This is a genomic window from Thermaurantimonas sp. (assembly GCF_046299575.1).
Taxonomy (GTDB): Bacteria; Bacteroidota; Bacteroidia; order Flavobacteriales; family Schleiferiaceae; genus Thermaurantimonas.
In genome coordinates, this window is sequence record NZ_JBKBHX010000004.1 from 223,702 (window position 1) to 249,364 (window position 25,663).

Annotated in this window: 22 protein-coding genes; 12 read left to right on the forward strand and 10 right to left on the reverse strand. The window is 43.4% G+C overall.

Annotated elements, in window-relative coordinates; translation table 11 throughout:
- Positions 1-15 precede the first annotated feature (15 nt).
- From ACK4EX_RS07470 to aroB, 5 genes are all read left to right on the forward strand, one after another.
- Positions 16-1,374 carry a DUF4369 domain-containing protein gene (locus ACK4EX_RS07470; protein WP_409771337.1) on the forward strand — a complete coding sequence of 453 codons (1,359 nt, stop codon included), beginning with the start codon at positions 16-18 and terminating at the stop codon, positions 1,372-1,374.
- A complete protein-coding gene (locus ACK4EX_RS07475; RefSeq protein ID WP_409771339.1) occupies positions 1,375-2,817 on the forward strand; it encodes an aldehyde dehydrogenase in 1,443 nt (480 codons plus the stop codon).
- A 58-nt stretch (positions 2,818-2,875) separates the two neighbouring features.
- On the forward strand, positions 2,876-3,769 hold the full coding sequence (locus ACK4EX_RS07480) for a cupin-like domain-containing protein (RefSeq protein ID WP_409771341.1): 894 nt from the start codon (positions 2,876-2,878) through the stop codon (positions 3,767-3,769).
- Between the two features lie 206 nt (positions 3,770-3,975).
- Positions 3,976-4,434 (forward strand): MarR family winged helix-turn-helix transcriptional regulator, encoded by a 459-nt coding sequence (locus ACK4EX_RS07485; protein ID WP_409771342.1) that lies wholly within the window; start codon positions 3,976-3,978, stop codon positions 4,432-4,434.
- A complete protein-coding gene (aroB, locus tag ACK4EX_RS07490; protein WP_409771344.1) occupies positions 4,412-5,476 on the forward strand; it encodes a 3-dehydroquinate synthase in 1,065 nt (354 codons plus the stop codon). Before ACK4EX_RS07485 ends, aroB begins: the two co-directional genes overlap by 23 nt.
- Here aroB and ACK4EX_RS07495 read toward each other — a convergent pair.
- On the reverse strand, positions 5,456-7,498 hold the full coding sequence (locus ACK4EX_RS07495; protein WP_409771345.1) for a urocanate hydratase: 2,043 nt from the start codon (positions 7,496-7,498) through the stop codon (positions 5,456-5,458). The genes aroB and ACK4EX_RS07495 overlap by 21 nt on opposite strands.
- A 100-nt stretch (positions 7,499-7,598) precedes the next feature.
- Between ACK4EX_RS07495 and elbB the strand changes: the two genes are divergently transcribed.
- The 5 genes from elbB (at position 7,599) to pdeM (ending at position 13,188) form a co-directional block, all read left to right on the forward strand.
- Positions 7,599-8,279, forward strand: a complete 681-nt coding sequence (gene elbB / locus ACK4EX_RS07500) for an isoprenoid biosynthesis glyoxalase ElbB (protein ID WP_409771347.1) — start codon at positions 7,599-7,601, stop codon at positions 8,277-8,279.
- 561 nt (positions 8,280-8,840) lie between these two features.
- A complete protein-coding gene (locus ACK4EX_RS07505) occupies positions 8,841-10,241 on the forward strand; it encodes a leucyl aminopeptidase family protein (RefSeq protein WP_409771350.1) in 1,401 nt (466 codons plus the stop codon).
- Complete coding sequence (gene pdxA / locus ACK4EX_RS07510) at positions 10,225-11,316, forward strand: 4-hydroxythreonine-4-phosphate dehydrogenase PdxA (RefSeq protein WP_409771351.1); 1,092 nt, start codon at positions 10,225-10,227, stop codon at positions 11,314-11,316. The genes ACK4EX_RS07505 and pdxA overlap by 17 nt, the downstream gene beginning before the upstream one ends.
- A gap of 3 nt (positions 11,317-11,319) precedes the next feature.
- Positions 11,320-12,504 carry an MFS transporter gene (locus tag ACK4EX_RS07515; protein ID WP_409771353.1) on the forward strand — a complete coding sequence of 395 codons (1,185 nt, stop codon included), beginning with the start codon at positions 11,320-11,322 and terminating at the stop codon, positions 12,502-12,504.
- A gap of 9 nt (positions 12,505-12,513) precedes the next feature.
- Positions 12,514-13,188 (forward strand): ligase-associated DNA damage response endonuclease PdeM, encoded by a 675-nt coding sequence (gene pdeM, locus ACK4EX_RS07520; RefSeq protein WP_409771355.1) that lies wholly within the window; start codon positions 12,514-12,516, stop codon positions 13,186-13,188.
- Between the two features lie 48 nt (positions 13,189-13,236).
- Here the strand turns inward: pdeM and ACK4EX_RS07525 are convergent, their stop codons facing one another.
- The 3 genes from ACK4EX_RS07525 to ACK4EX_RS07535 form a co-directional block, all read right to left on the reverse strand.
- Positions 13,237-13,785, reverse strand: coding sequence for a hypothetical protein (locus ACK4EX_RS07525; RefSeq protein ID WP_409771358.1), 549 nt, complete (start codon positions 13,783-13,785; stop codon positions 13,237-13,239).
- 97 nt (positions 13,786-13,882) lie between these two features.
- On the reverse strand, positions 13,883-15,487 hold the full coding sequence (locus ACK4EX_RS07530; protein ID WP_409771360.1) for a T9SS type A sorting domain-containing protein: 1,605 nt from the start codon (positions 15,485-15,487) through the stop codon (positions 13,883-13,885).
- Between the two features lie 45 nt (positions 15,488-15,532).
- Entirely contained in the window at positions 15,533-18,364 is a 2,832-nt protein-coding gene (locus tag ACK4EX_RS07535) for a carboxypeptidase-like regulatory domain-containing protein (protein WP_409771362.1), read from the reverse strand.
- Positions 18,365-18,487: 123 nt separating this feature from the next.
- On the opposite strand from ACK4EX_RS07535, the gene ACK4EX_RS07540 reads away from it, so the two are divergent.
- Positions 18,488-18,643: a hypothetical protein gene (locus ACK4EX_RS07540; RefSeq protein ID WP_409771364.1), complete on the forward strand. Its 156-nt coding sequence runs from the start codon at positions 18,488-18,490 to the stop codon at positions 18,641-18,643.
- A gap of 168 nt (positions 18,644-18,811) precedes the next feature.
- Positions 18,812-20,164, forward strand: a complete 1,353-nt coding sequence (gene gdhA / locus ACK4EX_RS07545; protein ID WP_409771366.1) for an NADP-specific glutamate dehydrogenase — start codon at positions 18,812-18,814, stop codon at positions 20,162-20,164.
- A gap of 70 nt (positions 20,165-20,234) precedes the next feature.
- Here the strand turns inward: gdhA and hpf are convergent, their stop codons facing one another.
- The 6 genes from hpf to ACK4EX_RS07575 form a co-directional block, all read right to left on the reverse strand.
- Positions 20,235-20,534 carry a ribosome hibernation-promoting factor, HPF/YfiA family gene (hpf, locus tag ACK4EX_RS07550; RefSeq protein ID WP_409771368.1) on the reverse strand — a complete coding sequence of 100 codons (300 nt, stop codon included), beginning with the start codon at positions 20,532-20,534 and terminating at the stop codon, positions 20,235-20,237.
- Between the two features lie 12 nt (positions 20,535-20,546).
- Entirely contained in the window at positions 20,547-21,440 is an 894-nt protein-coding gene (locus tag ACK4EX_RS07555; RefSeq protein WP_409771370.1) for a tyrosine-type recombinase/integrase, read from the reverse strand.
- 54 nt (positions 21,441-21,494) lie between these two features.
- Complete coding sequence (gene rpsU, locus ACK4EX_RS07560) at positions 21,495-21,689, reverse strand: 30S ribosomal protein S21 (protein ID WP_409771373.1); 195 nt, start codon at positions 21,687-21,689, stop codon at positions 21,495-21,497.
- Between the two features lie 63 nt (positions 21,690-21,752).
- Positions 21,753-22,913, reverse strand: coding sequence for an acyl-CoA dehydrogenase (locus ACK4EX_RS07565; protein WP_409771375.1), 1,161 nt, complete (start codon positions 22,911-22,913; stop codon positions 21,753-21,755).
- 13 nt (positions 22,914-22,926) lie between these two features.
- Complete coding sequence (locus ACK4EX_RS07570) at positions 22,927-24,018, reverse strand: helix-hairpin-helix domain-containing protein (RefSeq protein WP_409771376.1); 1,092 nt, start codon at positions 24,016-24,018, stop codon at positions 22,927-22,929.
- 109 nt (positions 24,019-24,127) lie between these two features.
- Positions 24,128-25,663, reverse strand: a 1,536-nt coding sequence (locus tag ACK4EX_RS07575) for a hypothetical protein (RefSeq protein ID WP_409771378.1), incomplete at its 5' end; no start/stop codon positions are given.

A 25,663-nucleotide genomic window follows, 5' to 3' on the forward strand; every position in this document is an offset into this window, starting at 1 on the left:
GCAAGGAAACTACGAATGAAACAACTTGTCCTGGCCTTCGCTTTCTTTTGCTATGGTAACACCTTGGGTCAAATCGTCAGAATATCAGGTACCATTCATGGTCTCAATCCAAGATATGTAGTATTAATGGGCTATTACGGTGTGGAAGAATTTCCAATAGATTCGGCCTACGTTCAAATGCCAAATGGATCTTTTCAGCTCAGTACAGCTATACCATACATTGGCCTTTATAAGTTGCTGATTGAAAAAGGCCAAAATCGATCGCCAGATAAGTACATTGATTTAATCCTTAAGCCGAGTGATGATATTTATATAGAGACACATTATCCCTACATTACTGATTCTCTGTCGATTATAAAAGGTGAAGAGCAACAATATTTTGCGCGATTTACTAAACAGTACAATCAGGTCCAGTACAAAATTTTCTTGCTCGAAGATGTATTTAAAAAATATCCATCGAATGACCCTTTTGTGTCGGAAATAACCAAAAACTTGTCTAGGCTTCAATCAGAGAAAAAAAACGTCTTTCAGCGATATCGCGATGCGCGATTTCCAATAGCAAATCGTTACATATCCATGTTGCGGCAATGGGATGCCCGAGGAAGCGACTTTTCAAAAGGCTTTTATCAGGGCATTGACATCAGCGATACGCTTTGGGTGCGCAATCTGCTCCTCCACCAAAAAATTGGGCAGTATTACAACTACCTAATAAGTGAAAATTCAGCTCAAGATTTTAAAAATCTTAACAAAACCTTCATCGACCAGGTACTTGACCCTTTGAAATCGAACGAATTGCTTTGGAAAAACATCTTTCAGTATCTGGTCAATGCCTATAAAACAATGAATTATCCTGACGCACTTGAATATCTGAAGGAGAAGTATTTGACCGACGGCGTATGCGCCAATCCGTCTCAGTCACTTGATATTGACCAAATTTTACAAAGTATAAACGCTCTTAAAGAAGGTAGCAACTTGCCGGATGCCGCATTGAAAGCTCCCGATGGTTCTGATCAGATATTTCCCAAGGATATTGCGTCGAGTAAAGCTAACTTGCTCATTCTCTGGAGCAGCGGATGCAGTCATTGCCGTGAAAGCAAGCCTTTTTGGATAGATCTCTACAATCGCTACAAGTACAACGGTTTGACCATTACAGCTCTCCACCTCGAATCAGATGTGGGTCTCTGGAAAGAAAACATTAAAACATTGCCCTCCGGTTGGATACACCTACACGACTCAAATGGTTGGAACGGCTACGCGAGTGTATTAAAAATCTTCGGTACACCTGCCTATGTGCTCTACGATATAGATAAGAGACTCATTTTGAAAACGTACGATTTTAAAGAAGTAGAAGAAAAACTAAAAAGATTCTTTTGAATGGAAACTCTTTTAAACTACATCAATGGACAATGGGCATCCCCCATCAGTGGAAATTATATCGAAAACATTGAGCCTGCAACGGGGGCCGTGTACAGTCTGATACCTGACGGTGACCAGCGCGATATAGAAGCCGCTGTAAAGGCTGCCAAAGAGGCTTTTGCACAATGGTCAGCCACACCGGCAGTAGAGCGCAGTCGGATATTGATGAAAATCTCCAATCTCATAGCTGATCAGCTCGACGAGCTCGCCCTGGCCGAAAGCCGCGACAACGGCAAGCCTCTGAAATTGGCCAGAACAGTAGACATACCCAGAGCTCGCGACAACTTCGCTTTTTTTGCGACAGCCATTCTGCACACCTCTACCGATACGCACGACATGGGCGAAACGGGATTCAACTACACCCTTCGGCAACCTGTTGGAGTAGTTGGTTGCATCAGCCCATGGAATTTACCACTATACCTCTTCACCTGGAAGGTAGCACCTGCCTTAGCATCCGGATGTACCGTAGTGGCCAAGCCCAGTGAAGTAACCCCATACACTGCCTACCTATTGAGCAAAATCTGCCATGAAGCAGGTTTGCCCCCTGGAGTGCTCAACATAGTGCATGGCTATGGATACAAGGCTGGTCAGGCCATAGCAGAACATCCGGAAATAAAAGCTATATCCTTTACGGGAGGCACTGCCACAGGCAAGAAAATCGCTCAAGCAGCCGCTCCACATTTAAAAAAGCTATCCCTCGAGCTGGGAGGTAAAAATGCTACCATCATCATGGCCGACTGCGACTATCAGAAAGCTCTGAGCGCTGCAGTGAGAGCCTCCTTTAGCAATCAAGGACAAATATGCCTCTGTGGCTCTCGAATATTAATTCAACGACCTCTGTACGAAAAATTTAAAAATGACTTTTTAGACAAAGTGGTCTCTCTGCGCGTGGGCAATCCCTACGATGAAAATACACAAGTAGGAGCAGTAGTCTCAGAGCAACACATGCAAAAGGTATTATCTTACATTCAACTCGCCAAAGAAGAAGGCGGCAACATCTTGACAGGTGGCCATCAGGTTACGTTAGATGTACCTTATCAAAACGGCTACTACATTCAACCTACGGTAATTGACGGACTTTCACCTGCATGCCGCACTAATACCGAAGAAATTTTTGGCCCGGTGGTTACGCTTATGCCCTTCGACACAGAAGAAGAAGCCATTCAAATAGCGAATATTACTGAATATGGACTGGCCTGCAGCATTTTTACAACGAATCTCAACACAGCCCATCGCATGGCTCGCTCCATCGATGCCGGTGTGATCTGGATCAATACATGGCTGCTGCGCGATCTGCGCACACCCTTCGGCGGAATGAAAACAAGTGGACTGGGCCGCGAAGGCGGACGTTACGCCCTCGAATTCTTTACAGAACCTAAAAATGTATGCATCGCATACTGAATATCATTCTTTCACTCTCATAGTGTTCAATAATTTTGCTTAATCAATTTGATACACCGTGGACAAGCTCAATCTGAAACCTGTAGAAGTAGTATATGACATAAGCCTGGAAGAGTTTCACGAAAAGTACCTCTTGCCCGGGAAGCCAGTGATCCTCAAAAATTACACAAAAAACTGGAAAGCCGTTGATCGCTGGACCTACTCCTACTTGCGCGAAAAAGCAGGCCACATAAAAGTAAAACTCTACGGCAAATGGCTGGAAAACAATCCAACAGCCATCGAAATGCCGCCGGTAAAGGAAGTGCCCTTCGGAGAATACTTAGACATGCTCGAGCAAGGGGTACAGAGCGATTTGAGAATTTTTCTTTTCAACATCTTTAAACACGTGCCCGAGCTGCTCGAAGATTTTGAGTTTACCCCGATTACCACTAATTATCTCAAAGACTTCCCTTACATGTTCTTCGGTTGCGCCGGCTCCGATGTGCGCCTGCACTACGACATCGACCTCTCCAATGTCTTCATCACTCAATTCTGCGGCACAAAACGCATTGTACTTTTTGAACAGAGTCAAACCAAATTCCTGTACAAACTGCCCTTTACCACACACAGTGCGGCTGACCTAATGAATGTGGACTTCAGCAAGTATCCGGCACTGAAATACGCTGAAGGTTACGAATGCGAAATAAATCACGGCGACACCTTATTTATGCCAAGCGGCATCTGGCACTACATCCAGTACCTCGACGGTAGTTTTTCGTTGAGCCTCCGATCACTCTCGCCCACAATTCCAGGAAAAATTCAGGGCGCTTACAACGTTTTTGTAATTAGAAAATTAGACGAGCTTTTAAACAAGTATTACAAAAACTCATGGAGCGATTTCAAGCTCAGACGCGCAATACAAAAAGCCAACGAAATCGTGCGAGAAACTGAGCGCGAACGCAAACAGGTGTAAAAAACTCCCTGTAAATAGGACTTAAAACAGTTTTGAAAATTCACATGCATCTGGTTCACAAAACATTAGTTTCACTTTCTGTAAGTGAACCAGATTCCTTATGCATGCATAGAAAAATTGCGTACTTTTGGTTTCATAATAAAAATGATTTTTGGGATAAATGTCGGGTAATTTTACATCGATCGTCCAACGCATGAGAGAGCTATATGAAACCGGAAGAAACAATTGACTTTCAAATCAAATTTGCTTGGCAATATATAAGCCGATTTTACAACGATATTGCAGCCAAGTACAATACTACCTGGGCAAGTGGAAACGTACTATTGAATATCGATTTGCAAAATGGCACACCAGCCACTGCTCTTGGCCCTAAAATGGGCATGGAAGCTACCAGCCTCAGCCGAATCCTTAAAAATTTAGAAGCCAAAGGACTCATTACCAGAGAACCTCACCCTACTGATCGCAGGGTAGTAATCATAAAACTAACTCCTGAAGGCGTGGAAAAGCGAGAGGAGGCCCGTCAGGCCGTAAAAGCCTTCAACACACACATAATGAGCAAATTAACCCCTGAACAGCTCACCGCTTTCTTCCAGGTAATACAGACAATAGTACGCGAAATCGAAAGCCAAAACATTAAAATATATGCCCAGAAGGTCAAACTTTGACTCCCTGATTTTAAAAGGCGATGAGGGCTATGCTTACCTGAGTGAAAAATTGACCTCTGGCGAATACAGCGAGCTCTTTTTATTGATGGACACCAATACGTTGGACTATTGTCGCGACGATTTCTTTTACAAATTGAATGTTGATCTTCCCTTTCACGAAATCGAAGTCGAACCTGGCGAGCAGTGTAAAACCATCGAAATCGCTACACATCTCTGGAGTGAACTGGCTGAAAATCAGGCTGACCGTAAATCCCTGCTCATCAATCTCGGAGGGGGTTCCGTATCAGACCTTGGTGGATTTGTTGCATCTACCTACAAACGCGGTATTCCTTACATCAACGTTCCCACTACCCTGCTCTCGATGGTAGATGCAGCCTATGGCGGTAAAACCGGCATTGACTTCGGTGGAATAAAAAATTTGATTGGTACCTTCTACCCTCCTCAATTCATTCTAATCGACCCTGAATATACCGCCACGCTCGACGAACGCCAGTTTACCAGTGCTTTTGGCGAAATTTTTAAATACGGATTAGCCTTAGATGCTCAGCTATGGGAAGAAGTTAAAAGCAATTTTCCCCATGAACTTGATACACACCTCGAAGATTGGGTGGAAAGATGCCTAAAACTCAAGCAATCAATCGTTGTGAACGACCCATTAGACCAGGGTGAACGGCAAATTCTCAACGCTGGTCACACCATTGGCCACGCCATGGAAGCATTCCACCTAGACAAGCAAGACGAAATCTACCACGGCGAGGCTATAGCCTGGGGGCTCATTGCCGAACTATTCATTTCCTACAGGCTTAAAAATTTTGATTTAAACGAGCTCGAAAATTTTAAGAAGCTCGTACTCAAATACATTCAACGTCCCTCACTCAATACAGGAGACGTTGAAATCTTACTTGACTATATCTACATGGACAAGAAGACCTTGAACTCCATTATATACATGCCTCTGATTACAGCTCCCGGGCGCTATGAAATACAGCAACAGATCGACCCGGAGTTGATTTCGGAAGGATTAATCTACATGCTCTCCTGAGGCAGTTTGCTTTAGCACAGTATCGAGTACAACATCAGCTACCAAATTAGGCACTGTAACCACTAAGTCGGGCGTGCGTTCCATTTCGCGCTGTATGGCAAAGAGAGCATTGGGGTTTCGCGCCCAGCTTCTTCGAGCGATGCCATTGTTTACATCAAAGAACAGCATATTCTCCAAATTGCGGGCCGCTTGCTCCGAGCCATCGAGCAACATTCCGAATCCGCCGTTGATCACTTCTCCCCAACCGACGCCTCCGCCGTTGTGAATGCTCACCCATGTAGCACCGCGAAAGCTATCGCCTATCACATTGTGAATGGCCATATCAGCAGTAAAGGCTGAGCCGTCGTAGATGTTCGATGTCTCTCGATAAGGTGAGTCGGTGCCACTTACGTCGTGGTGGTCGCGACCGAGCACCACCGGCCCAATCTTGCCACAGCGAATGGCGTCGTTAAACGCTTTTGCTATCTCAATACGCCCTTCACTGTCGGCATACAGAATGCGTGCCTTGGAGCCCACGACCAGTTTGTTGTCCCAGGCTTGCTCTATCCAGCGTATGTTGTCGCGCAGCTGCATGCGAATTTCCTCTGGCGCTTTTTGATACAACTTTTTCAAAATAGATGAAGCAAGCACATCCGTATAGCGCAAGTCCTCGTCTTTGGCCGATGTGCACACCCATCGGAACGGACCGAAGCCGAAGTCGAAACACATTGGCCCCATGATGTCTTGCACATAGCTTGGGTACCGAAAGTGGATGCCATCAGGCGCCATAATATCGGCTCCCACTCTTGAGGCCATCAGCAGAAAGGCATTGCCATAGTCAAAGAAATATGTGCCTCTTGCTGTGTGTTGATTCACAAGGTCCACATGTCTGCGCAGCGACTCATTTACTACCTCGCGGAAGCGATCCGGATCGTCGGCCATCATTTGGTTTGCTTCCTCAAAGGTGAGTCCATAGGGATAGTAGCCTCCAGCGTAAGGATTGTGAAGCGAAGTCTGATCGCTGCCTATGTCCACGTAGATGCCTTCGTTCAAAAAAGCATCCCACACTTCTATTACATTTCCAAGGTATGCGAAGGAGGTATTCGACTTCCTGGCCAGCTCCTCCTTCACGCGCTTACAAAGCTGGTGAATATCTGTTACTACCTCATCCACCCAACCTTGCTGATAGCGGGTATAAAGCGGCTTGGGGTTCACTTCTGCAGTTACCGATACACAGCCGGCAATTTTAGCCGCTTTAGGCTGGGCCCCACTCATGCCGCCGAGACCTGCGGTCACAAACAAGCGGCCTGCCGCCGGATTTTCATCCTTTGGATACACTTTGCGCAAGGCATTGAGCACCGTAATGTATGTGCCGTGCACGATACCTTGTGAACCAATGTACATATACGAGCCTGCCGTCATTTGCCCATACTGTGTCACTCCCAGCGCATTGTATCGGTCATAATCGTCAGGTGTCGAATAGTTCGGTATCATCATCCCGTTGGTCACTACAACTCTTGGTGCGTCAGGACTGCTCGGAAACAATCCCATCGGATGCCCACTATACATGTGCAGCGTCTGGCGGTCGGTCATGGTAGCAAGGTATTTCATCGTGAGCAGGTACTGCGCCCAGTTTTGAAACACAGCTCCATTTCCACCATACGTAATCAACTCATGTGGATGTTGCGCCACACGCGGATCTAAATTGTTCTGAATCATCAGCATAATGGCTGCGGCCTGCAAACTTTTGTGCGGATATTCGTTTATGGGCCGCGCATACATCTCATAGTCGGGCCTGAAGCGATACATGTAGATGCGACCATAGCGCTCCAGCTCGTCGTAAAACTCATGTGCAAGATCCGCGTGATGCCTCGGATGAAAGTACCTGAGCGCATTGCGCAGGGCCAGCTCTTTCTCCTGAGCAGTCAAAATATTTCTTCGTTTCGGGGCATGATTTACCGTCGGATCATATGGCTTTGGCTCCGGCAATTCCTCCGGAATGCCTTGTAAAATCTGTTCAGCAAATGAAAGTTCCTTCTTCATCGCGTCTATTGAGTTAAATCACCTTAATTTAAGGCCGGCTGTAAAGGTAAGGCATACGAACACCAAGCCCTATTTTTGTAGCGATCAAAATCTACTAAAGATGAAAAAATACGCAGTACTGCTCGCCGGATGTGGGGTTTACGACGGTTCAGAAATCCACGAAGCCACTTTTGCACTGCTTTCCATTGCTCAAAACGGAGCAGATTACCAATGCTTTGCCCCGAATAAAAACCAGCATCACGTCATCAATCACCTAACCGGCCAGGAGATGCCTGAAACCCGAAATGTGCTCGTTGAATCAGCCCGCATCGCTCGCGGTAACATAAAAGATCTTAAAGAACTCGACGCCACACAATTCGATGGACTCGTAATGCCCGGTGGATTTGGCGCTGCTAAAAACTGGAGCAAGTGGGCTTTCGAAGGTCCGCAAGGTGAGATAGATCCTGATGTAAAGAAAACATTACTCGATTTTGTAGCTCTAGGCAAGCCAATATGTGCGCTTTGTATAGCTCCGGCCGTAGTTGCTAAGGCCCTCGAAGGCAGCCCTTTCACTGCCGAAATTACTCTCGGTTCCACCGCTGAGCCCTCGCCATATGATATAGCCGGCACCCACCAGGCCGTGGCTACTCTCGGCGTTAAACCCGTCGAAAAAACCCTTCGCGAAGTACACCTCGATCCGAAAGCGCGCATCATAACAGCTCCCTGTTATATGATGGAAGGCCGCATCAGCGACATCTATGCCAACATCAAAATGGCCATCGACCAGCTTGTCGCTCTTTGAGTTTTTTAAATATTAAATTTTTCTTTTTTTGCGCCTACACCTCACAACCTTGATTTGAATCCATTATTTAGGCATACAAGTGTAACAAGCCAAGTCATCCTTACCGGAGCATGCATAGACAAAGTAGCGATGATTGGCGTTGTCTAGCAGCTTGTCCAGATAAGATCACTTGGACATCTACGTCTGGATTGGACTACTCTGGGGGTTGATTCCATCAATGCCACACTAGGCACTGTAGGCATCTCCTTCGCTCTTCAGGTCTTTTGATGCAGATAAAGTTTTTTAAACTTTCGCAAATTCACTTCACTTGTGTTTTGCTGCGCGCTGTTGGATTTTTAATGCCGTTCTCTAAAATTCAAAAGCCCACTAACTTTTTCTACACTTTCCTTTCATTAGCTTTCACTGTAAAATACCCAATCTTCCTTTGTTGCTAAATCTTGATGAAAGCAAAAATTCAATCTTTTTTACTTCCATTTCGGTCAAATCCCATCATTTAAACGCCCCCCCACCGAGGCATTTCATTGTACTTTTGTCCTCTTCATTTGAATAAATTTTCTAGTTATGGAATTCTTTAATAAAAAAAATCCAGACATTTCTTTCAACATTCGCATTGCTGATGTCGCTTCACTTCCTGATACACTAACTGAATCTGAAAAACAAGTTTTTACTAAAGATTCTGTCAAATCCATTCGATCAGGGAATTCGTGGTTCGTCAAAAGTCCTGATACAAATCTATCTGAATACGAAGCACTTGAGTGGCTTCGCGTAGCGGGCTCTGAACTGGTTTCAGAGCTCGAAACCTGGACCGATGGTCGGATTGTCATTTATGGTTCTTCGAAACATTCCTTAGCCTTGGCCGAAGGTATTGCTCTCGGCTCTTATAAGTTTACCAAATACCTCAGCAAAAAGACAAACCAACAGCTGTCAGAACTCTACTTACCTGAAGTATCTGATAGTGAACTTTATTACCTACATGCCATAGTACAAGCCGTGTACAATACACGAGACTTGGTAAATGAGCCTGTTATTACCCTCAATGCCACTGCGCTTGCTGAGTATGCGCTGGAACTGGGAAAACGGCTAAACTTCCATGTAGAAGTACTGGAAAAGAAAAAAATTGAAGCCCTAAAGATGGGCGGACTCCTGGGAGTAAATAAAGGCTCTATCGATCCACCTACTTTTTCCATCCTCGAATACAAACCCGAGAACACTGTCAATGAAAAGCCAATTGTGATCGTTGGCAAAGGTGTCATGTTTGACACTGGTGGTCTGAGCTTAAAGCCTACACCTGGCTCTATGGACAGTATGAAGAGCGACATGAGCGGTGCTGCAGCAGTTTTAGGTACTTTCGAAGCCGTAGCAAGCCTTAAAATGCCCCTTTACCTCGTGGGTCTCATACCTGCTACTGACAACCGCCCGGGCGAAAATGCTCTTACCCCAGGCGACATCATCCGAATGTACGACGGCACCACCGTCGAGGTGCTCAATACCGATGCCGAAGGCCGTTTAATCCTGGCTGATGCTCTTGCGTATGCTAAAAAGTATTCGCCAGCCCTGACCATCGACTTAGCTACACTCACTGGTGCAGCTGTGTTAGCCGTGAGCAAATACGCCAACGTAGTGATGGGAACAGCTGACGATCAAACCTTTAAAAAACTTGAAGAGGCTGGCTACCACGTGTACGAACGTTGTGTTCGAATGCCTCTGTGGAAAGAATACCGCGACATGCTAAAAAGCCAAATTGCCGACTTGAAAAACATTGGAGGTCGCGAAGCAGGTGCCATTACAGCAGGAAAGTTCCTCGAGCATTTTACCGATTATCCATGGATTCACATCGATATAGCTCCTACTGCCTTCCTCGAAGACGGTGGCAATGCCTATCGCGGCAAAGGAGCTACCGGTACCGGAGTTCGACTTCTTGTAGAATTTTTTAAACGCTGGATAGATGAGCACACCAAATAAGCCCATCATCGGCATTACCTGCGGTGACTTAAACGGCATCGGTCTGGAAGTCATCATTAAAACCATGCTCGACAACCGGATCACTGAGATTTGTACACCTGTACTCTTTGCTTCTTCTAAGGTGGTATCTTATCACCGCAAGGCTCTTAACATACTGGATTTCAGTTTTAACATTATTAACGACCTATCACAAATTAACCACAAGCGCCCTAACCTGATCAATGCTTGGAAGGAGGAGGTCACCCTCGAATTTGGCAAAGCTGACCCAAATGTTGGAAAATTTGCCGTAAAATCACTAATGGCTGCCGTACAGGCGCTTAAAGCTGGCGCCATAGATGCTGTGGTCACTGCTCCGATCAACAAACACGTTACCCAGAGCGAAGAATTTCGCTTTCCGGGCCACACCGAATTCTTAGAGCACCACTTTGGAGGCAAATCCATGATGATCCTCTGTTCGGAGACCATGCGCATCACCCCGCTTACCATTCACGTACCCCTTTCTAAAGTGCCATCACTTGTAACTGAAGAACGACTTTTAAATGCTATTGCCCAGTTTGAACGCAGTTTAAAAGTGGATTTTGGCATTCGCCGACCAAAAATTGCAGTACTCGGGTTGAACCCTCACGCCGGTGACAACGGATTAATTGGTCTTGAGGAGGTTACCTTTATAACTCCGGCAATAGAAAAGGCCTTCTCAGCCGGCACATTAGTGTATGGTCCTTTTTCGGCCGACGGATTTTTTGGCAGTGGTGCTTTTAAAAAGTTTGACGGCATTATCAGCATGTATCACGATCAAGGCCTCATCCCCTTCAAGCTTTTGGCATTCGACGAAGGCGTTAATTATACTGCAGGTCTGCCAGTAGTGCGCACCTCGCCCGATCACGGGCCTGCATACGACATAGCAGGCAGGGGTGTGGCCGACGAAACAAGCTTCAAACAGGCCATGTGGTTGGCTATTGATATCCTTCGTAATCGAGAACTGCATGCAGAAATCTCAGCCAATCCTCTGCCCTTCAGTCAGCAGCGCTCAGGCCCTGACGAAGATGTCGTTGTAGACATTCAAAACGGAAATTAATTTATGAAGATTCACCACATCACCCGAGCTGTCTGGATCCTTTCGCTCGTGAGCTTATTTACCGATGTGGCCAGTGAAATGCTCTACCCTGTTATGCCGGTCTATCTGCAGAGCATTGGATATTCGTTTGCCTTTATCGGCTTGCTTGAAGGCATAGCTGAGGCCGTGGCCGGTTTTAGTAAGGGATTTTTTGGTCGATGGTCAGATCTGCTCGGCAGGCGCCTTCCTTTTGTGCAGTTTGGATATGCTCTAAGTGCTATCTCGCGTCCTCTTATGGTACTTTGGACCCAGCCTTTAGGAATATTCACTGCCCGAACAGCTGACCGACTAGGCAAGGGAATACGCACAGCTGCTCGAGATGCACTCCTGGCGCAAGAGGCTACTCCTAGTACCCGTGCCACAGTCTTTGGATTTCATCGCTCTATGGATACCCTTGGTGCTGTGATTGGACCCATCTTGGCCTTTAGCTATCTCTACTTCTTTCCTGGTCAGTACTTCTGGTTATTCATACTCGCATTTATTCCGGGTATCATTTCGGTTGGCCTTACTTTCTTGATTCCTGAAAAAAAACGCACTCCATCAGAGGGCACAAAAATTCCTTCTCCATTCACTTCCATTACATACATCACTACAGCCTCACCTGCGTACAAAAAGGTAACTTTTGGACTATTGGTTTTTGCGCTCTTCAACAGTTCAGACATGTTTCTTCTAATGAGGGCTAAACAGCTAGGTATAAGCGATGGGGGTGTAATAATGCTTTACATTTTGTTTAATGTTTCATATGTAGCATTCGCCTGGCCTATGGGTAGAGTGGCTGATCGCATCGGCAAAAAGAAAATTGCCATTTATGGGTTTTTGCTTTTTGCCCTTGTTTACGGTCTAATGTCGTTCTACAATACAGCTCGCTATCTTTGGTTGCCTTTCATCCTTTATGGAGGCTATTACGCTTGTACGGAAGGCATTTCAAAAGCTTGGATTTCTGATATTGTTACAAGAGAAGAATTAGGTACCGCTATTGGCAGTTTTACCGCTTTGCAAAGCATTGCTCTTCTTATAGCTAGCTCAGTAGCCGGTTTAATTTGGCAGTATTATAGCGCTCAAGTAGCGCTTTTGCTCTCTGCGATGATCGCACTTCTAACAGCTTTATATTTTTTGAAAATTAAGTCAATTAACCCCTTTGCGAGCTGAGCGTACTATATGATTCGAACACAAAATTTGAACTACTATCCCTTTGAACTTAAATCACATACCTTTCACCTTTTACCAGAGAAAGCGCTGTACTGGCCACTTTACAAAATGCTGATTTTAGCAGATGTGCATATTGGAAAAATATCGCACTTCCGTCGGGCAGGAGCATCCTTGCCAATAGCCGCAGCTAAAAAGCAGATTTTAAAACTTCAGGAGCTGATTTACAGACTTCAGCCCTCTTCGATAGTGTTTCTCGGAGATCTCTTCCATTCCGACTTCAACAGTGAGTGGAACGCTTTTAAATCCATTTTAAAAACACATAATGATAAAGAATTTATCCTCATCGAAGGAAATCACGACATAATGGATATAGAAGTCTATAGACATGCTGGAGTGGAAGTAAAAAGCCAACTTGCGATTGATGGGTTTATTCTTTCACATCATCCGCTCAAAGTCAACGACAACTCCTCTGAGAACTATGCTTTGTGTGGACATTTACATCCAGGTTATTTGCTGGAAGGAAAAGGCAGGCAACGACTCTGTCTGCCATGCCTATGGATCAGCAAGCACCAAACCGTTCTTCCGGCATATGGCGACTTCACCGGAACATATCCTATCGAACCTCAATCTGGTGACTCTGTATTTCTAATTTCCGGGGTTCAGATTAACAGATTGGATTTTTAGCTTTGAGAGATTTTTTGGAAGATCTGATCAATTTAGAAAAAATATATGTCAATCTTTGAGATCGGCTAACAACCGGTCGATTAACTCCTCCATTGCAACACGCTCTGCTTCATTCCACTGTTTCATAATTTTTGCCTGGCGCTTTAGATGTTGATACATGCTGCGTTTGCGTATTTCGAGGGCTATATGCGTTTCGTATTGATTGTTGGGTAGTTTAAAAGTCCGCTCGCCTATTACACGAATATCAGCCAACATCGTATTCGTTACTTCTCGATTCAGCTCTTCATATTTCGACATAAATTCCGAAGCATTCAGTGTGCTGTTTTCTTTTACATATCGATCAGCTACAGTACGCATAGTGGTATTAACACTTGAGGCAAGACGTTGCTTTGCCATAATCATTGCTTTGCTCTTAGATGTATTCAAATCCATACTGGTACCACTGCCTACACCTCTAAAGTAGCGGCTATTTGTCTGGTATTTTGAAGAAGAAAAAGGCCCTGTAACTTCCTTGCCTGGTTTCTTGAATCCTCCACATGAGGTAATTAATGTTGTAAAAACTATAAAAGCGATTGACTTAATGCTTATGGTTTTCATATGCTGAATTTTCAAATCACCTGGTCAATTATTGAGCCAAAAGTATTTAAAAAAAAACCGCCCCGAAGGGCGGCTGATGATTTAAGAGTTAAAATAATTATTGAATCACTACTTTTTTGGTGTACCATTCGTTTTCCATCAAGAGACGAACGAAATAAACTCCTTTGGGCAAGTGCTCTGTACGCACTGTGTGGAAAGATTCGTAAGGCGCATTTGCATGCATAATTCTTCCGGTCATATCAACCAACTCAATTTTTTCGATTGGCTTGGGAGTGCTTAAGCTAAAATGAGTGGTAGCCGGGTTGGGATACATAATAATTCTTGCATCAGTAGTGCTATTTTCTTCTACACTTACTGGGATTTGATATCCCTTAGTGGTGAGCATCTTGGCTATTCTCGGAGCTATAAAACCCATCACAGAGTCAATGTAGGCAAGTGATTGCGCTTTAATGTTCGGGTTGGTCTCATTAGCGCTAAGCGGATCGTTTGGATCCCACCAGTCCCAGGGATTTGAATTGACACGGAAGGGAAGAGCAGGATTGGGAGGAGGAATATCGAAAGGTAAAATGTGATGAATCTGACCGGGATTCAAAGTAGCGCTTGCACGAGCTTTTAAGCTTATTGGGTCATTCCAGTTAGTGGTTAGCAAGGCATTGTTTCCTTTCTGATTTGCCAAACGAACGGCTGTATGGCTACCAGCTACGTTGACCACAGGATAAAACTGACCGGCAATTGGAACGTTTACCATTCCGGCGATATAAGGAGCGAAAAAGTCTTGAACTACGTGTACAGACACAATCGGTGGATCGCCTGCCTCAAGCCAAGTAGAGTCACCAAGGGCACCACCCAGGTTTACTGTCATTGCTACGTCAGATGGTATGCCGGGGAAGTTTTCGAAGTTTCGACCTCTCTTGGTCATATCGATTTGTGGCAATCCGAGAGGGGTTTGTTGACCGGTAAGAGTTACCTTGCCACCAAAGCCGTTCCAGTCGCCTACCACTGAAGTATCTACGTACATATCACCTGCTTGTACCGGATATCCGAAAAGGCCTGTAGAGCTGGCGTTGTCATATTTAAACTTATCGAGTTGAAGTTCTGAATATTTATTCAGAGTACCATAAGCTAACGTAATGTACCCACCTGAACCTTGGCCGATGAGTGTGATAGCATTCGGATTGATTTTGAATGGGTTACCTTGACCAAGTACTGAAGCGCGCAGAAATCTCACCATCGTCTTGGCGTCTTGAATGGCATTGTACACGGCCAGAAGGTTTGTACCCCTGCGGAGGTCGAGATCGGTACTGTTAGCAAGCCATCCGACACGGTAAGTTGCTGAAACAGCCACAAAACCCATCTTTGCAAAGCGACGACAGATCTCTACTGCTGCACTATCGGTTTTATCACCCATTGGGCTGGCTAAGCCCTTAGGAAGGAAGCTACCTGTGTGAAAATACACTATTACCGGGCGGTTAGTTACATTATCTACAAGTGTATCAGGCATGTAGATATCGCATCGAAGCGGTAGGAGCTGTGGTCCTCCAATGGAAGCTGGTGCATAGGCAAAAAAGTTAATCCCATAGTTCACGTTGCTCGTCACTTTGATTTGAGCATCAGTAAACACGGGCTGCAGATATCGCACTTGCGCTTCAGAGAGGTAAGAAGCGGCTAACAGAGCGAATAGAAATCGTAGTGACTTTCTCATACAAGTTAAGTTTAAATTAAACTTTTACGAAGGTATAACAATTTTTTAAAAGTCAACTACAGCTGAAAAGTAAGCCAATCTGCCTACCCGAGGGCCACCAAAGACCATAAACACCTTGTTATTAAGCAAATTGGTTCCTCCCAACTTAAAGGTAGTCTTCCACTTTTTCACCAAGTAATTGACTTGTGCATCTAACATATCATAACTATCAATACTACCTGTAAATTGAGGTGAACCCTCAAACAAAAACCCTTGAATCCAACGATAGTTTACACTGAAACCAAATAAATTTTGATTAGTCGATTTAAACTTTAAATCTCTCGCGTTTAATCCAATGTTGTATTTGTGCTCCGGGGTATTAAACGCTGGTATGATGGGGTCGTCTGTTGCGGTGTTGAGTACATTCCAGGTATAATTTCCGGTAAAGGTGTAATTATCCCAGAAATAATAATTTGCTCCAATTGAAAATCCCTGAGTTGTCACTCTATCGCGAGCATTTGCTGCCACTCTGTATGCTTGTACTGACGACACACGATCTATTGCGGTTTGTCCGTCAGCCCTAATTAATAGTCCTATATTAAAACCAATAAAATCTTGATACCAGGAATAATAATAATTCATGTCTAAATAAAGCTTGTCAAATAGCGTGGTTCTATATCCCACTTCGGCCGTTTGAACACGTTCAGGTCTGATTGGGGCTACGTTGTAGTAATCAAATTCGTGCTCAAGTCTTCCTTGTTGATTCTTCCTGAGATATTCCTGCAAATTTTCTGGGGATACAAGACTGTCAACGCCATTTAAATTACCCAATAAAATGGCTCTACCTACATTATAATACAGGTATTGGTCTTGAAGTGTTGGATTTCGAATAGCTGATGAAAGGCTAACGCGCAGGGTATTGAGATTATTGATCTGATAGATCCATGATAATGCAGGACTTACTAGGAAGGGAAAGTTCTGGTTTTTGTCGAGTCGTACTGTAAAATTGAATTTGTGCTTATTATCAAAAAATTTTCTTTCCACACCTGCATATACACCGAATTCAAAGTTGGTGATCCGATTGTACCCGAGGGCAACGCTGTCATAGACCAATTGACCGTTCGGCATCGTATCCACCACAAAGCGATTATACCTCATAGAATCGCTGAAGATATTACCACGCGAGTTAGGAACATATAGGCGGGTATTTCCCCCAGCCACCAGATGATATCCCTTGATATCCCACTCGTACTGACCGTGGAAGTGATACAGGGCTGAACGGTCAAAAAACTTTGTACCACCTTCGGTAAATGTGCGTGTAGTAAAGTATGTAAAAAGTGAGTCAAACTGCCGTGTGCCTGGCACCAAGGGCCCTCCGAAGAATTGATCGACGCGCTGGCGGTTACGATTGTGTAACTGTCGCAAAGTATCTCTGTTGTACGCCAAATATTCCTGATATTGCTGTAGCCACAGTTCGCGTTCATTAAACCAGCTGGCTGTGGGATACTTTGGAAGACTCTGAGCTGTACTGGCTTCGAAGGAGTTCCAAAAAGACCTGTAGCGCTCTCCCCAAGCATTATCAGCCACTAGTGCATTCTGCATTCGAAGGGCCGTGAAATAAGCATCGTATGAGTTTCCGGCATCTTCGTTAGTAGCGTAAGCCCGTATGAAAAATTTGTTCTTTTTTCTAAACTCAATTCTGTTTTGATAGAATTTGATGTCTTTTAGAGAATATCTATTGTCTCCCTGATACACCGTAGTGCCATATCCAAAATTGGATGCGAGTATTAACTCTCTGTCATTACTAAATTTATGATGTAATGATAAGGCAAGTTTAAGGTTTCGGGTATTGTAATCTACAAGATGAACCTCTTCAATACCTGTGCGGTAAAAGCGATCTAAACCCGGATAAGTTCTAGGTTGTTGGCCGTCATCAAACATTTGTTCATCCCCATAGCGATTTACTGCGTCGTACCAGCCGGGGTTGTCTTTTCCTCTTTCCGATTGTTCAGTGGGATTGTAGTTGTCAGCCACCCAGTCGTTAGCTTGCAGGTAAAATGCATTGAATTTGATAGCAACTCTGTCTATTCCTTTTTTGTCTTTAAAAACACGCGCATGCCTTAAAGCGATCTCATTGAGCATTCGTTCCCCTGTTTTAAAGGAAACACTTGTTCCAGGGAAAAGAAAGGGGTCCTTTGTTGTCATTGAGATAACACCGTTGAAGGCATTGGGGCCATAAAATGCCGAAGAAGCCCCAGCTATGATGTCGACATTCATCACATCGAGATCTGATGCGCCTAAGAAGTTTCCCAATGAGAAATTTAACCCTGGAGCCTGATTATCTACCCCGTCGATAATTTGAAGAGATCGCACCGGTGAGGTGCTGTTAAAACCTCTGGTGTTGATGATTTTAAAACCAAGTGAGGCTGCCGTAAGGTCAACTCCCTTCAATGAGCCTAATCCATCGTAAAAAGATGCGGCTGGTGTTTCTTTGATGGCCAGAGCATCCATCGCCTCCACTGTTAGGGCACTCTCCTTTTGTTTTTCAGAAAGCCTCTGCTCTACCACACTTACTTCGCTAAGCATCACTTTATCTTCATCGAGGTCTATAGTATAATTGCCTGATTTTTTTATTTCAATGCGTTTGGTTTTATACCCCACAAAACTTACCTCAAGAGTTACGGGTAGAGAACCTTTGTGTTCAAGCACAAATCTTCCGCTCATGTCAGTTGAGGTGCCTTTGCCTGTTTCTTTGATTACAACGTTTGCTCCTGGTATGGCGTCTCTATCCTTAGAGTCTCTTACTGTACCGCTAATTTTTTCCTGGGCAATGGCTGTATGAATATAAAAAATCAGGCTAAAAATTCCTGTTTTTTTTAGAAAGATCTTGATCCTCAACTTTTCAAAAAATTTTTAAAAATCTTTAGAAATTATTTGCAATCATAAGGATTTTTTAAAAATTGTGAAACCTTTATATTTGTTTATAATTTCTTTTCAAACCTGATAAAAATCTTTTGTCATATGGTTTTTGATACACTTATGATGATTGCCGTGCTCACCTTGCCACTGCTGGCCGGCGCATTTATGCTTTGGTTTATGTCAACCGGAAAGGGCAACCCTGCACCTACACAGGAAGAAATAGAAATCTATAAAAAAAATCGAGCTAACAAAGCATAGCTAAGTTAAGGTTTTTTTACGATCTTGATTTTCTGAGTATTTTACTTCTAATTAATGCCTTACAGATCAGTATATGTACTTTGTACACGATCTGATTTGTAAAAATTTTCCGTTTTTAAAACACCACATATCAATACATTTGCCCAGTTTTTTTAACTCTAAACAGATATGTCATCAAAGTATCATGCACAAATAGATGCCTTCATGGCACAAGTGCGCGCCAAAAACCCGCATGAACCGGAATTTCTGCAAGCAGTACAAGAAGTGGCAGAAACCGTTATCCCATTCATCGAAGAAAATCCGAAGTACAAACAGCACAAAATTTTAGAAAGAATCGTCGAGCCGGAACGCGTGATCATTTTTCGCGTGCCCTGGATCGACGACAAAGGCGAAGTACAAATAAACCGCGGTTACCGCGTTCAGTTCAACTCAGCCATTGGACCTTACAAGGGGGGAATCCGATTCCATCCTACTGTTAATCTTTCTGTTTTAAAGTTTTTAGGTTTCGAACAAATTTTTAAAAATGCCTTGACTACGCTGCCAATGGGCGGTGGTAAAGGAGGTAGTGACTTCGACCCAAAAGGCAAAAGTGATAATGAAGTAATGCGTTTTTGCCAATCTTTTATGACTGAGCTTGCTCGCCACATTTCGGCAGATACAGATGTACCTGCTGGCGATATTGGCGTAGGAGCGCGCGAGATTGGCTATATGTTTGGCCAATACAAGCGTTTGAAGAACGAATTCACTGGAGTACTCACAGGCAAAGGCATTAAGTGGGGAGGCTCACTCATCAGACCAGAAGCCACCGGATATGGTACTGTGTATTTTGCGCAGGAGATGTTGGCTACCAGAGGAACTTCTTTCGAAGGTAAAACTGTGGTTGTATCTGGATCAGGCAATGTGGCTCAGTATGCTATTGAAAAGGCCATGCAGCTCGGCGCCAAAGTGGTAACAGCCTCTGACTCATCAGGTTATATTTACGACAAGGATGGTTTTACTCCTGAAAAGTTGGCTATTCTGATGGAAATAAAAAATGTAAAGCGAGGCAGAATTAAAGAGTACGCAGAGCACGTAGGAGCCGAATTTATCGAGGGTAAAACACCTTGGGGAGTAAAATGCGATATTGCCTTACCCTGTGCAACACAAAACGAGCTCAATGGCGAAGACGCTAAAACCTTAGTTGCTAATGGCGTCATTTGTGTAGCTGAAGGTGCCAATATGCCCTCAACACCAGAGGCAATCGAAACTTTCTTGAACGCTAAAATCCTCTTTACACCAGGTAAGGCATCGAATGCCGGTGGAGTAGCCACCAGCGGCCTGGAGATGTCTCAAAATTCTCTTCGTCTCTCATGGAGCCGCGAAGAAGTAGATCAGCGCTTACACTCCATCATGGTAAACATCCATAAGGCTTGTGTAGAGTATGGCAAAGAAGAGAATGGATTTGTAAACTATGTAAAAGGCGCTAACATTGCTGGCTTCGTAAAAGTGGCTGACGCCATGATCGACCAAGGTGTAGTGTAGTAATCTTAACCTTTGATAAATAAAAAACCGCCTGTAATGCAGGCGGTTTTCTTTTTTATTGTCAGTGAAATTACGCCATTTTCACCTTTTCCTTTTCTTTTCTCAGTTGTCGAGAGAGCACTTCCGTACACAAATCTGTAGCTTCTTCGAATGAAGAGGCTATCTTTTTTACCACCAAGTCATTACCCGGCACATTTACTTTGATTTCAACGATTTTGTTTTCGCGGGTATTGGTGTTTTCGAGCTTTAGATAGACATCAGCATCTACTACTCTGTCGTAGAAGGTGTCTAACTTATCCATTTTCTTTTGGATAAAGTCGATCAGCTTTTGGTCTGCTGTGAAGTGCACGGATTGAATTCTGACTACCATAGCGCTTGAGATTTAGGTGCTTCGCGGATGGAAGCGGTTATACACTGATTTAAGTTTACTAACGTCATTCTGAGTGTACACCTGAGTAGCCGCCAGGCTGCTATGGCCAAGCAACTCTCTAATGCTTCGCAAATCAGCTCCCCTGCTTAGCATGTGAGTGGCGAAGGCATGACGCAGCATGTGCGGACTTTTTTGATGTACATCAGTGACAGCACTAAGGTAGGTTTTAACAATTACATAAACAAGGCTTTTGTTCACTTTTTTGCCTTTTTTTGTTAAAAAAAAGGCCGAATTATCTTTGGCCGTAAGTTTTTCCCTGAATGTTAAATAGATAGATAAAAGTTCTTTTAAATAGTTGTTCAGTGGCAAGATGCGCTGCTTACCCCCTTTACCGTTTACTTTAATACTTGCGTTACTTAGATCGACATCGCTCATGGTGAGATCAATCAACTCTTGACGGCGAATGCCAGTGCCATACAGTAGCTCAACAATGCTGAAATCCCGCACAGTTTCATAGTCGAGCTCTTTGGAATAATTCATCTCAAATGCTTCAAGTTTTGCCAGCTCTCTTTCTTTAGGAATGTCTTTTATTCTTCTAGGGAGTTTTGGTCTTACAACTAAGATCGTAGGAACTGTGGATATATATTTATTTTTTTTCAAAAATCTGAACAAAGCTTGAAGGGCTGACAACTTTCGGCGGATGCTCGATGGCTTCAAATCAGAATTGGAAAGATATGCAGTGTAGTGGCGTATTTGCCTGTGATTGAATTGTACAAGATTCTGATTATCAAAATAGTTTAAAAAAGCTTCAATATCTCTCCTGTATGCTTCTAAAGTGTGAAATGAACGATTTTTTACTTTTTCTAAATATCCAAAAAATTCGTTTAACAATACTTCGTTTGACATAAAAAGTAAATAGCCGGCTTGAAAGACCGGCTAAAATACTTTAAAACCTGAAATTTATGCCTCTTGTTGGCTTCTTATTTTCTGAGTGAAGATGGCTTTCAAAACCTGATTTCTTCTACGTACCGAGGGCTTAGTGTAATGCTGCTTTTCGCGAAGAATGCGCACTATACCAAGTTTATCAAACTTCTTTTTGTAGCGCTTTAGCGCTTTTTCTATGCTTTCACCTTCTTTTACTGTTATGTGAATCATGTTATGACGATATCCTGTGTTAATTGGGGCGCAAATGTACAAATAAATTTCTTATTGTCAATGCTATTTTAAAATATTTCTTGAAATCACAAGTCTCTGAATTTCTGAGGTTCCTTCCCCGATAGTGCAAAGTTTACAGTCACGGTAAAATTTTTCTACTGGAAAATCTTTGGTGAATCCGTATCCACCAAATATTTGCACAGCTTCGTTGGCTACGCGCACACTCACTTCTGAGGCATATAGTTTAGCCATTGAGCCTTCTTTTGTTACTTTCATTCCATTGTTTTTCAAGTAGGCTGCATGGTAGGTGAGCAACTCAGCAGCTTCGATTTGGGTAGCCATATCGGCCAATTTGAATGCGATGGCCTGAAACTGAGAAATAGGCTTGCCAAACTGAATGCGTTCTTTAGAATACTTCAGTGCAGCTTCATAAGCGCCCTTAGCAATGCCAACTGAAAGGGCAGCTATAGAAATTCGACCGCCATCGAGAATTTTCATTGCCTGTATAAAACCTTCTCCCTCTTTGCCAAGCATTTGAGAATGATGAACCCGACAGTTGTCAAAAATTAGCTCAGTAGTTTCAGAGGCTCGCATTCCGAGTTTGTTTTCCTTTTTACCTGCATAAAAACCGGGTGTGCCTTTCTCAATAATGAAAGCCGACATGCCGTGTGAGTCCCCCTTCTCTCCGGTGCGAACGATCACTACAGCTACATTTCCGGATTTACCATGAGTGATAAAGTTTTTTGAACCATTGATCACCCAGTAATCCCCATCTCTTACTGCAGTAGTATTCATACCTCCGGCATCTGAACCCGTTCCTGCCTCAGTCAACCCCCACGCGCCAATCCATTGTCCTGTAGCCAACAGAGGTAGATATTTTCTCTTTTGTTCCTCATTGCCAAATTGTAAAATATGCCCGGTACATAAAGAATTGTGTGCTGCCATTGAAAGACCAATTGAGGGATCAACCTTTGACAATTCAATGATAGCAGCTACATATTCATCGTATGTAAGGCCTGCTCCTCCATACTCCTCGGGCACTAAGACACCCATTAATCCAATCTCGCCGAGCTTCTGCATCACATCCACCGGAAAGTGCTGTGCCTCATCCCACTCCATTACATGCGGACGTATGTACTTCTCCGCAAAATCCCTTACTGCATCAATGATCATCCGTTGTGTTTCGTTCATGGATAGATCAAAAGAGGACTTGGTTTCTATCATAATGTTTTCTAATTTAATTTTCTCCAATTGTTAAATAGGGATAAAGCTTTTCTAAATCCCTATTTTTTGCCAAAGATAATTTTTCAACTTCAGTAACAGATTGAAACAAGCGAAAGTTTTTCCTAAAAGCTACTATTTCTCTGGCAAGTCCTTTTCGAATGTATGGATGTGCAGCTAATTCATTTTCATCAGCACTGTTGATGTTGATTTTTTTTACATATGTCAAATTGATTTCAATTAGGGGTAAAAGAATCTCCCATTTCAGGCTATCGATGCCATATACTTCCAACAGCTGGTTTACATGCGCATAGCCTCCCAGAGCAGTTCGATATTTCACGATTCTGCCAGCTAAGACCGACCCTATGCCCGGTAATGAGGTTAGCGTAGTGCTATCTGCTGTATTAAGTTCAATTTTTTCAGAGGTTTTAGTTGTGAAAATATGCTGTTTTCCATCAATCGACGTAGGCAGATCGATATAGGGCTCAAGAATAGCATAAAAGCCAGAATCAATCCCATATAGGCGCTTGACGTCTTCTTTTTTATGAAAAATTCCTCCTCGCGACCTGTAACGGAGTAGGTTAGAAATCTGCCAGGGCTTGAAGCCAAGCCGGAGTAGGCTTGCGGAATCAGCGGTATTCGGATTAAAGACAAATAATTCGTATTTCGTTTTTAAATTTTCGGTGGTATTCTGATTAATTACCATAAAAGGCAGATGAAAGGCAACCCAGCCAGAGTCGATATTATAGATCTTATATACCTCATCGGCCTTAAAAAATTTTCCCCCTTTGTTGCGATAATTGATTATTGCCCTGGCATTTTTTTCTCGCAATCCGCTCTTTATTAAATCTTCAAAACTTATTTCATTTGGATTGAAATATCCAATAAAATGGTATTTTGAAAGTAATGTTGAATCAAAAGCCTTGTTTATGGTTTCTAAATATTTATTTGTGACGATAACATCAAAATTTAAAGGGGGTTTGTTTCGAATGAGGTACTTAAAATAATAATTAGAAGCCCCAAAAAAGATGATCAAAAAAAGTAAAACAAGTATTCCGCGTTCTTCTGATTTGGTTAGTTCAAACCATTCGCGGAATTTTCGCCACATGATTTACCTCATTTTTTGGATGGTTTGCTCAAAACTTTAATATATAAATAAAGTGTTATTCCCGTAATGAGTACCTGAGTAGTGATCATAAATATAAGTGCAGAAGTATTCATAATAACATGGCTCTTTTGCGTTTTCTATAAGCAATATGAACCAAAAAAGCAATACCTAAAAACATAACTGAAAGCAAAAATCTGGAAAAATTGGCATAAAATTTTTGCTTTTTTAGCTGTTGTATTTCTGCTTCATTGGTGGCTCTTTTTATCTTCTCTTCGATATCAGTATTTGTAATTTTTGAGATAAGAGAATTATTGTCTAATTTCCACTTTTTGCCTTTAAAGAGGCCTAAAATGTTACCTTTCCAATCTTGAAAGTCAGAAATCGAATAATGTGTATTTTCTACATTAAAATTAGCCAGAAGCGTTTTTTCAAATTTTACAATGTTATTAAAGGTCTTTGAAAAATTTTCAGTACTAGCTACCAATATCCACTTTTGATCCGTTGAACGCTGCTCAAATCCATTTTGCTCCAAATACGCAATCAGATTTTCTGTGATTTTATTATCAGATTTAGAAGCAACGAATCGCTTCTCGACGGGTGGCGAAATGAATGAACCAAGAAATACAAAGAGCAATAAGATTGGGGTTACGTATTTAATGATGTATTTGTATGCAATAGGAACCTTGATGTCTGAACCTTCAGTAAGCTCAGCCCACCCCTTGTCGATACCAAAAATCCAGGCGAAAAGAATGATTTCAATTAAGGCAAAAATCACCAGTGATACAGTGCCTCCCCAATAGTCGTATTCGTCGAAAACACCCTGATGAAAAAACAATACGGTGGGTAATCCGAATGCAAGAATAATCAGCCCGAAGGACAATGCCCCTTTCTCGCGTGTCCAGCGAAATTCATCTTGCATAAAGCCTACCCAGGGTGTGCCCATCGCCAGCGAGGAGGTGATGCCTGCAAAAAACAGCAGTCCGAACCAAAACACTCCTGCAATGGCTGCCAGCAGAGCTCCCCACTTGTCAAACAAATACGGCATAGTCTGAAAGGCCATGCCGAACCCTGCATTTTCCCGCACCCAGTCGATGCCGAGATAACCGGCAGCTATTGGAATTACGATCAGGCTGCCAAGTACGACCTCTACAAATTCGTTGGTAAATCCTGCCGAGGTAGCATTCAGAGCGATGTCTTCCTTCGAACGCACATAGCTGGCATAGCATTGTATGGTACCCATCCCCACAGACAGCGTGAAAAAGATTTGTCCGGCGGCTGCAAGCCAGACTTTGGGATTTAGCAGGCTGTCGTACTGTGGGGTCCACAGGAAGTTAATGCCCTCCCAGGAGTTGGCATCCGGATGTTCGGGTGTGGCGCCTGAGGTGCCGAGGGTAAGGCCCTGATAAGCCAGAAAAGCGCCGAAAATCAATAAAAGAGGAACCCCTACGATCGCTACCTTCTCAATGCCAGCCAATCCGCGCGAGAGTATCCAAGTGTTTAGCGCCAGGCATAGGATGTAAAATACTATGGCCTCGTAAGGAATGCCGAGTGTGGTCTTGTCGATCTCGGTGTAATCGACAAAAAATTGCGCCACCTCTGCCTGTGACATACCGCGGAAGGTGCCAATAATGGAGTGAAATACATA

Coding starts and splice junctions, on each gene's coding strand:
- pdeM (WP_409771355.1), top strand. CDS start 12,514: ATGATTCGAACACAAAATTTGAACTACTATCCCTTTGAACTTAAATCA.
- ACK4EX_RS07555 (WP_409771370.1), bottom strand. CDS start 21,440: ATGTCAAACGAAGTATTGTTAAACGAATTTTTTGGATATTTAGAAAAA.
- ACK4EX_RS07485 (WP_409771342.1), top strand. CDS start 3,976: ATGAAACCGGAAGAAACAATTGACTTTCAAATCAAATTTGCTTGGCAA.
- ACK4EX_RS07505 (WP_409771350.1), top strand. CDS start 8,841: ATGGAATTCTTTAATAAAAAAAATCCAGACATTTCTTTCAACATTCGC.
- ACK4EX_RS07525 (WP_409771358.1), bottom strand. CDS start 13,785: ATGAAAACCATAAGCATTAAGTCAATCGCTTTTATAGTTTTTACAACA.
- ACK4EX_RS07495 (WP_409771345.1), bottom strand. CDS start 7,498: ATGAAGAAGGAACTTTCATTTGCTGAACAGATTTTACAAGGCATTCCG.
- aroB (WP_409771344.1), top strand. CDS start 4,412: ATGCCCAGAAGGTCAAACTTTGACTCCCTGATTTTAAAAGGCGATGAG.
- elbB (WP_409771347.1), top strand. CDS start 7,599: ATGAAAAAATACGCAGTACTGCTCGCCGGATGTGGGGTTTACGACGGT.
- ACK4EX_RS07470 (WP_409771337.1), top strand. CDS start 16: ATGAAACAACTTGTCCTGGCCTTCGCTTTCTTTTGCTATGGTAACACC.
- rpsU (WP_409771373.1), bottom strand. CDS start 21,689: ATGATTCACATAACAGTAAAAGAAGGTGAAAGCATAGAAAAAGCGCTA.
- ACK4EX_RS07565 (WP_409771375.1), bottom strand. CDS start 22,913: ATGATAGAAACCAAGTCCTCTTTTGATCTATCCATGAACGAAACACAA.
- hpf (WP_409771368.1), bottom strand. CDS start 20,534: ATGGTAGTCAGAATTCAATCCGTGCACTTCACAGCAGACCAAAAGCTG.
- ACK4EX_RS07540 (WP_409771364.1), top strand. CDS start 18,488: ATGGTTTTTGATACACTTATGATGATTGCCGTGCTCACCTTGCCACTG.
- gdhA (WP_409771366.1), top strand. CDS start 18,812: ATGTCATCAAAGTATCATGCACAAATAGATGCCTTCATGGCACAAGTG.
- pdxA (WP_409771351.1), top strand. CDS start 10,225: ATGAGCACACCAAATAAGCCCATCATCGGCATTACCTGCGGTGACTTA.
- ACK4EX_RS07515 (WP_409771353.1), top strand. CDS start 11,320: ATGAAGATTCACCACATCACCCGAGCTGTCTGGATCCTTTCGCTCGTG.
- ACK4EX_RS07475 (WP_409771339.1), top strand. CDS start 1,375: ATGGAAACTCTTTTAAACTACATCAATGGACAATGGGCATCCCCCATC.
- ACK4EX_RS07530 (WP_409771360.1), bottom strand. CDS start 15,487: ATGAGAAAGTCACTACGATTTCTATTCGCTCTGTTAGCCGCTTCTTAC.
- ACK4EX_RS07570 (WP_409771376.1), bottom strand. CDS start 24,018: ATGTGGCGAAAATTCCGCGAATGGTTTGAACTAACCAAATCAGAAGAA.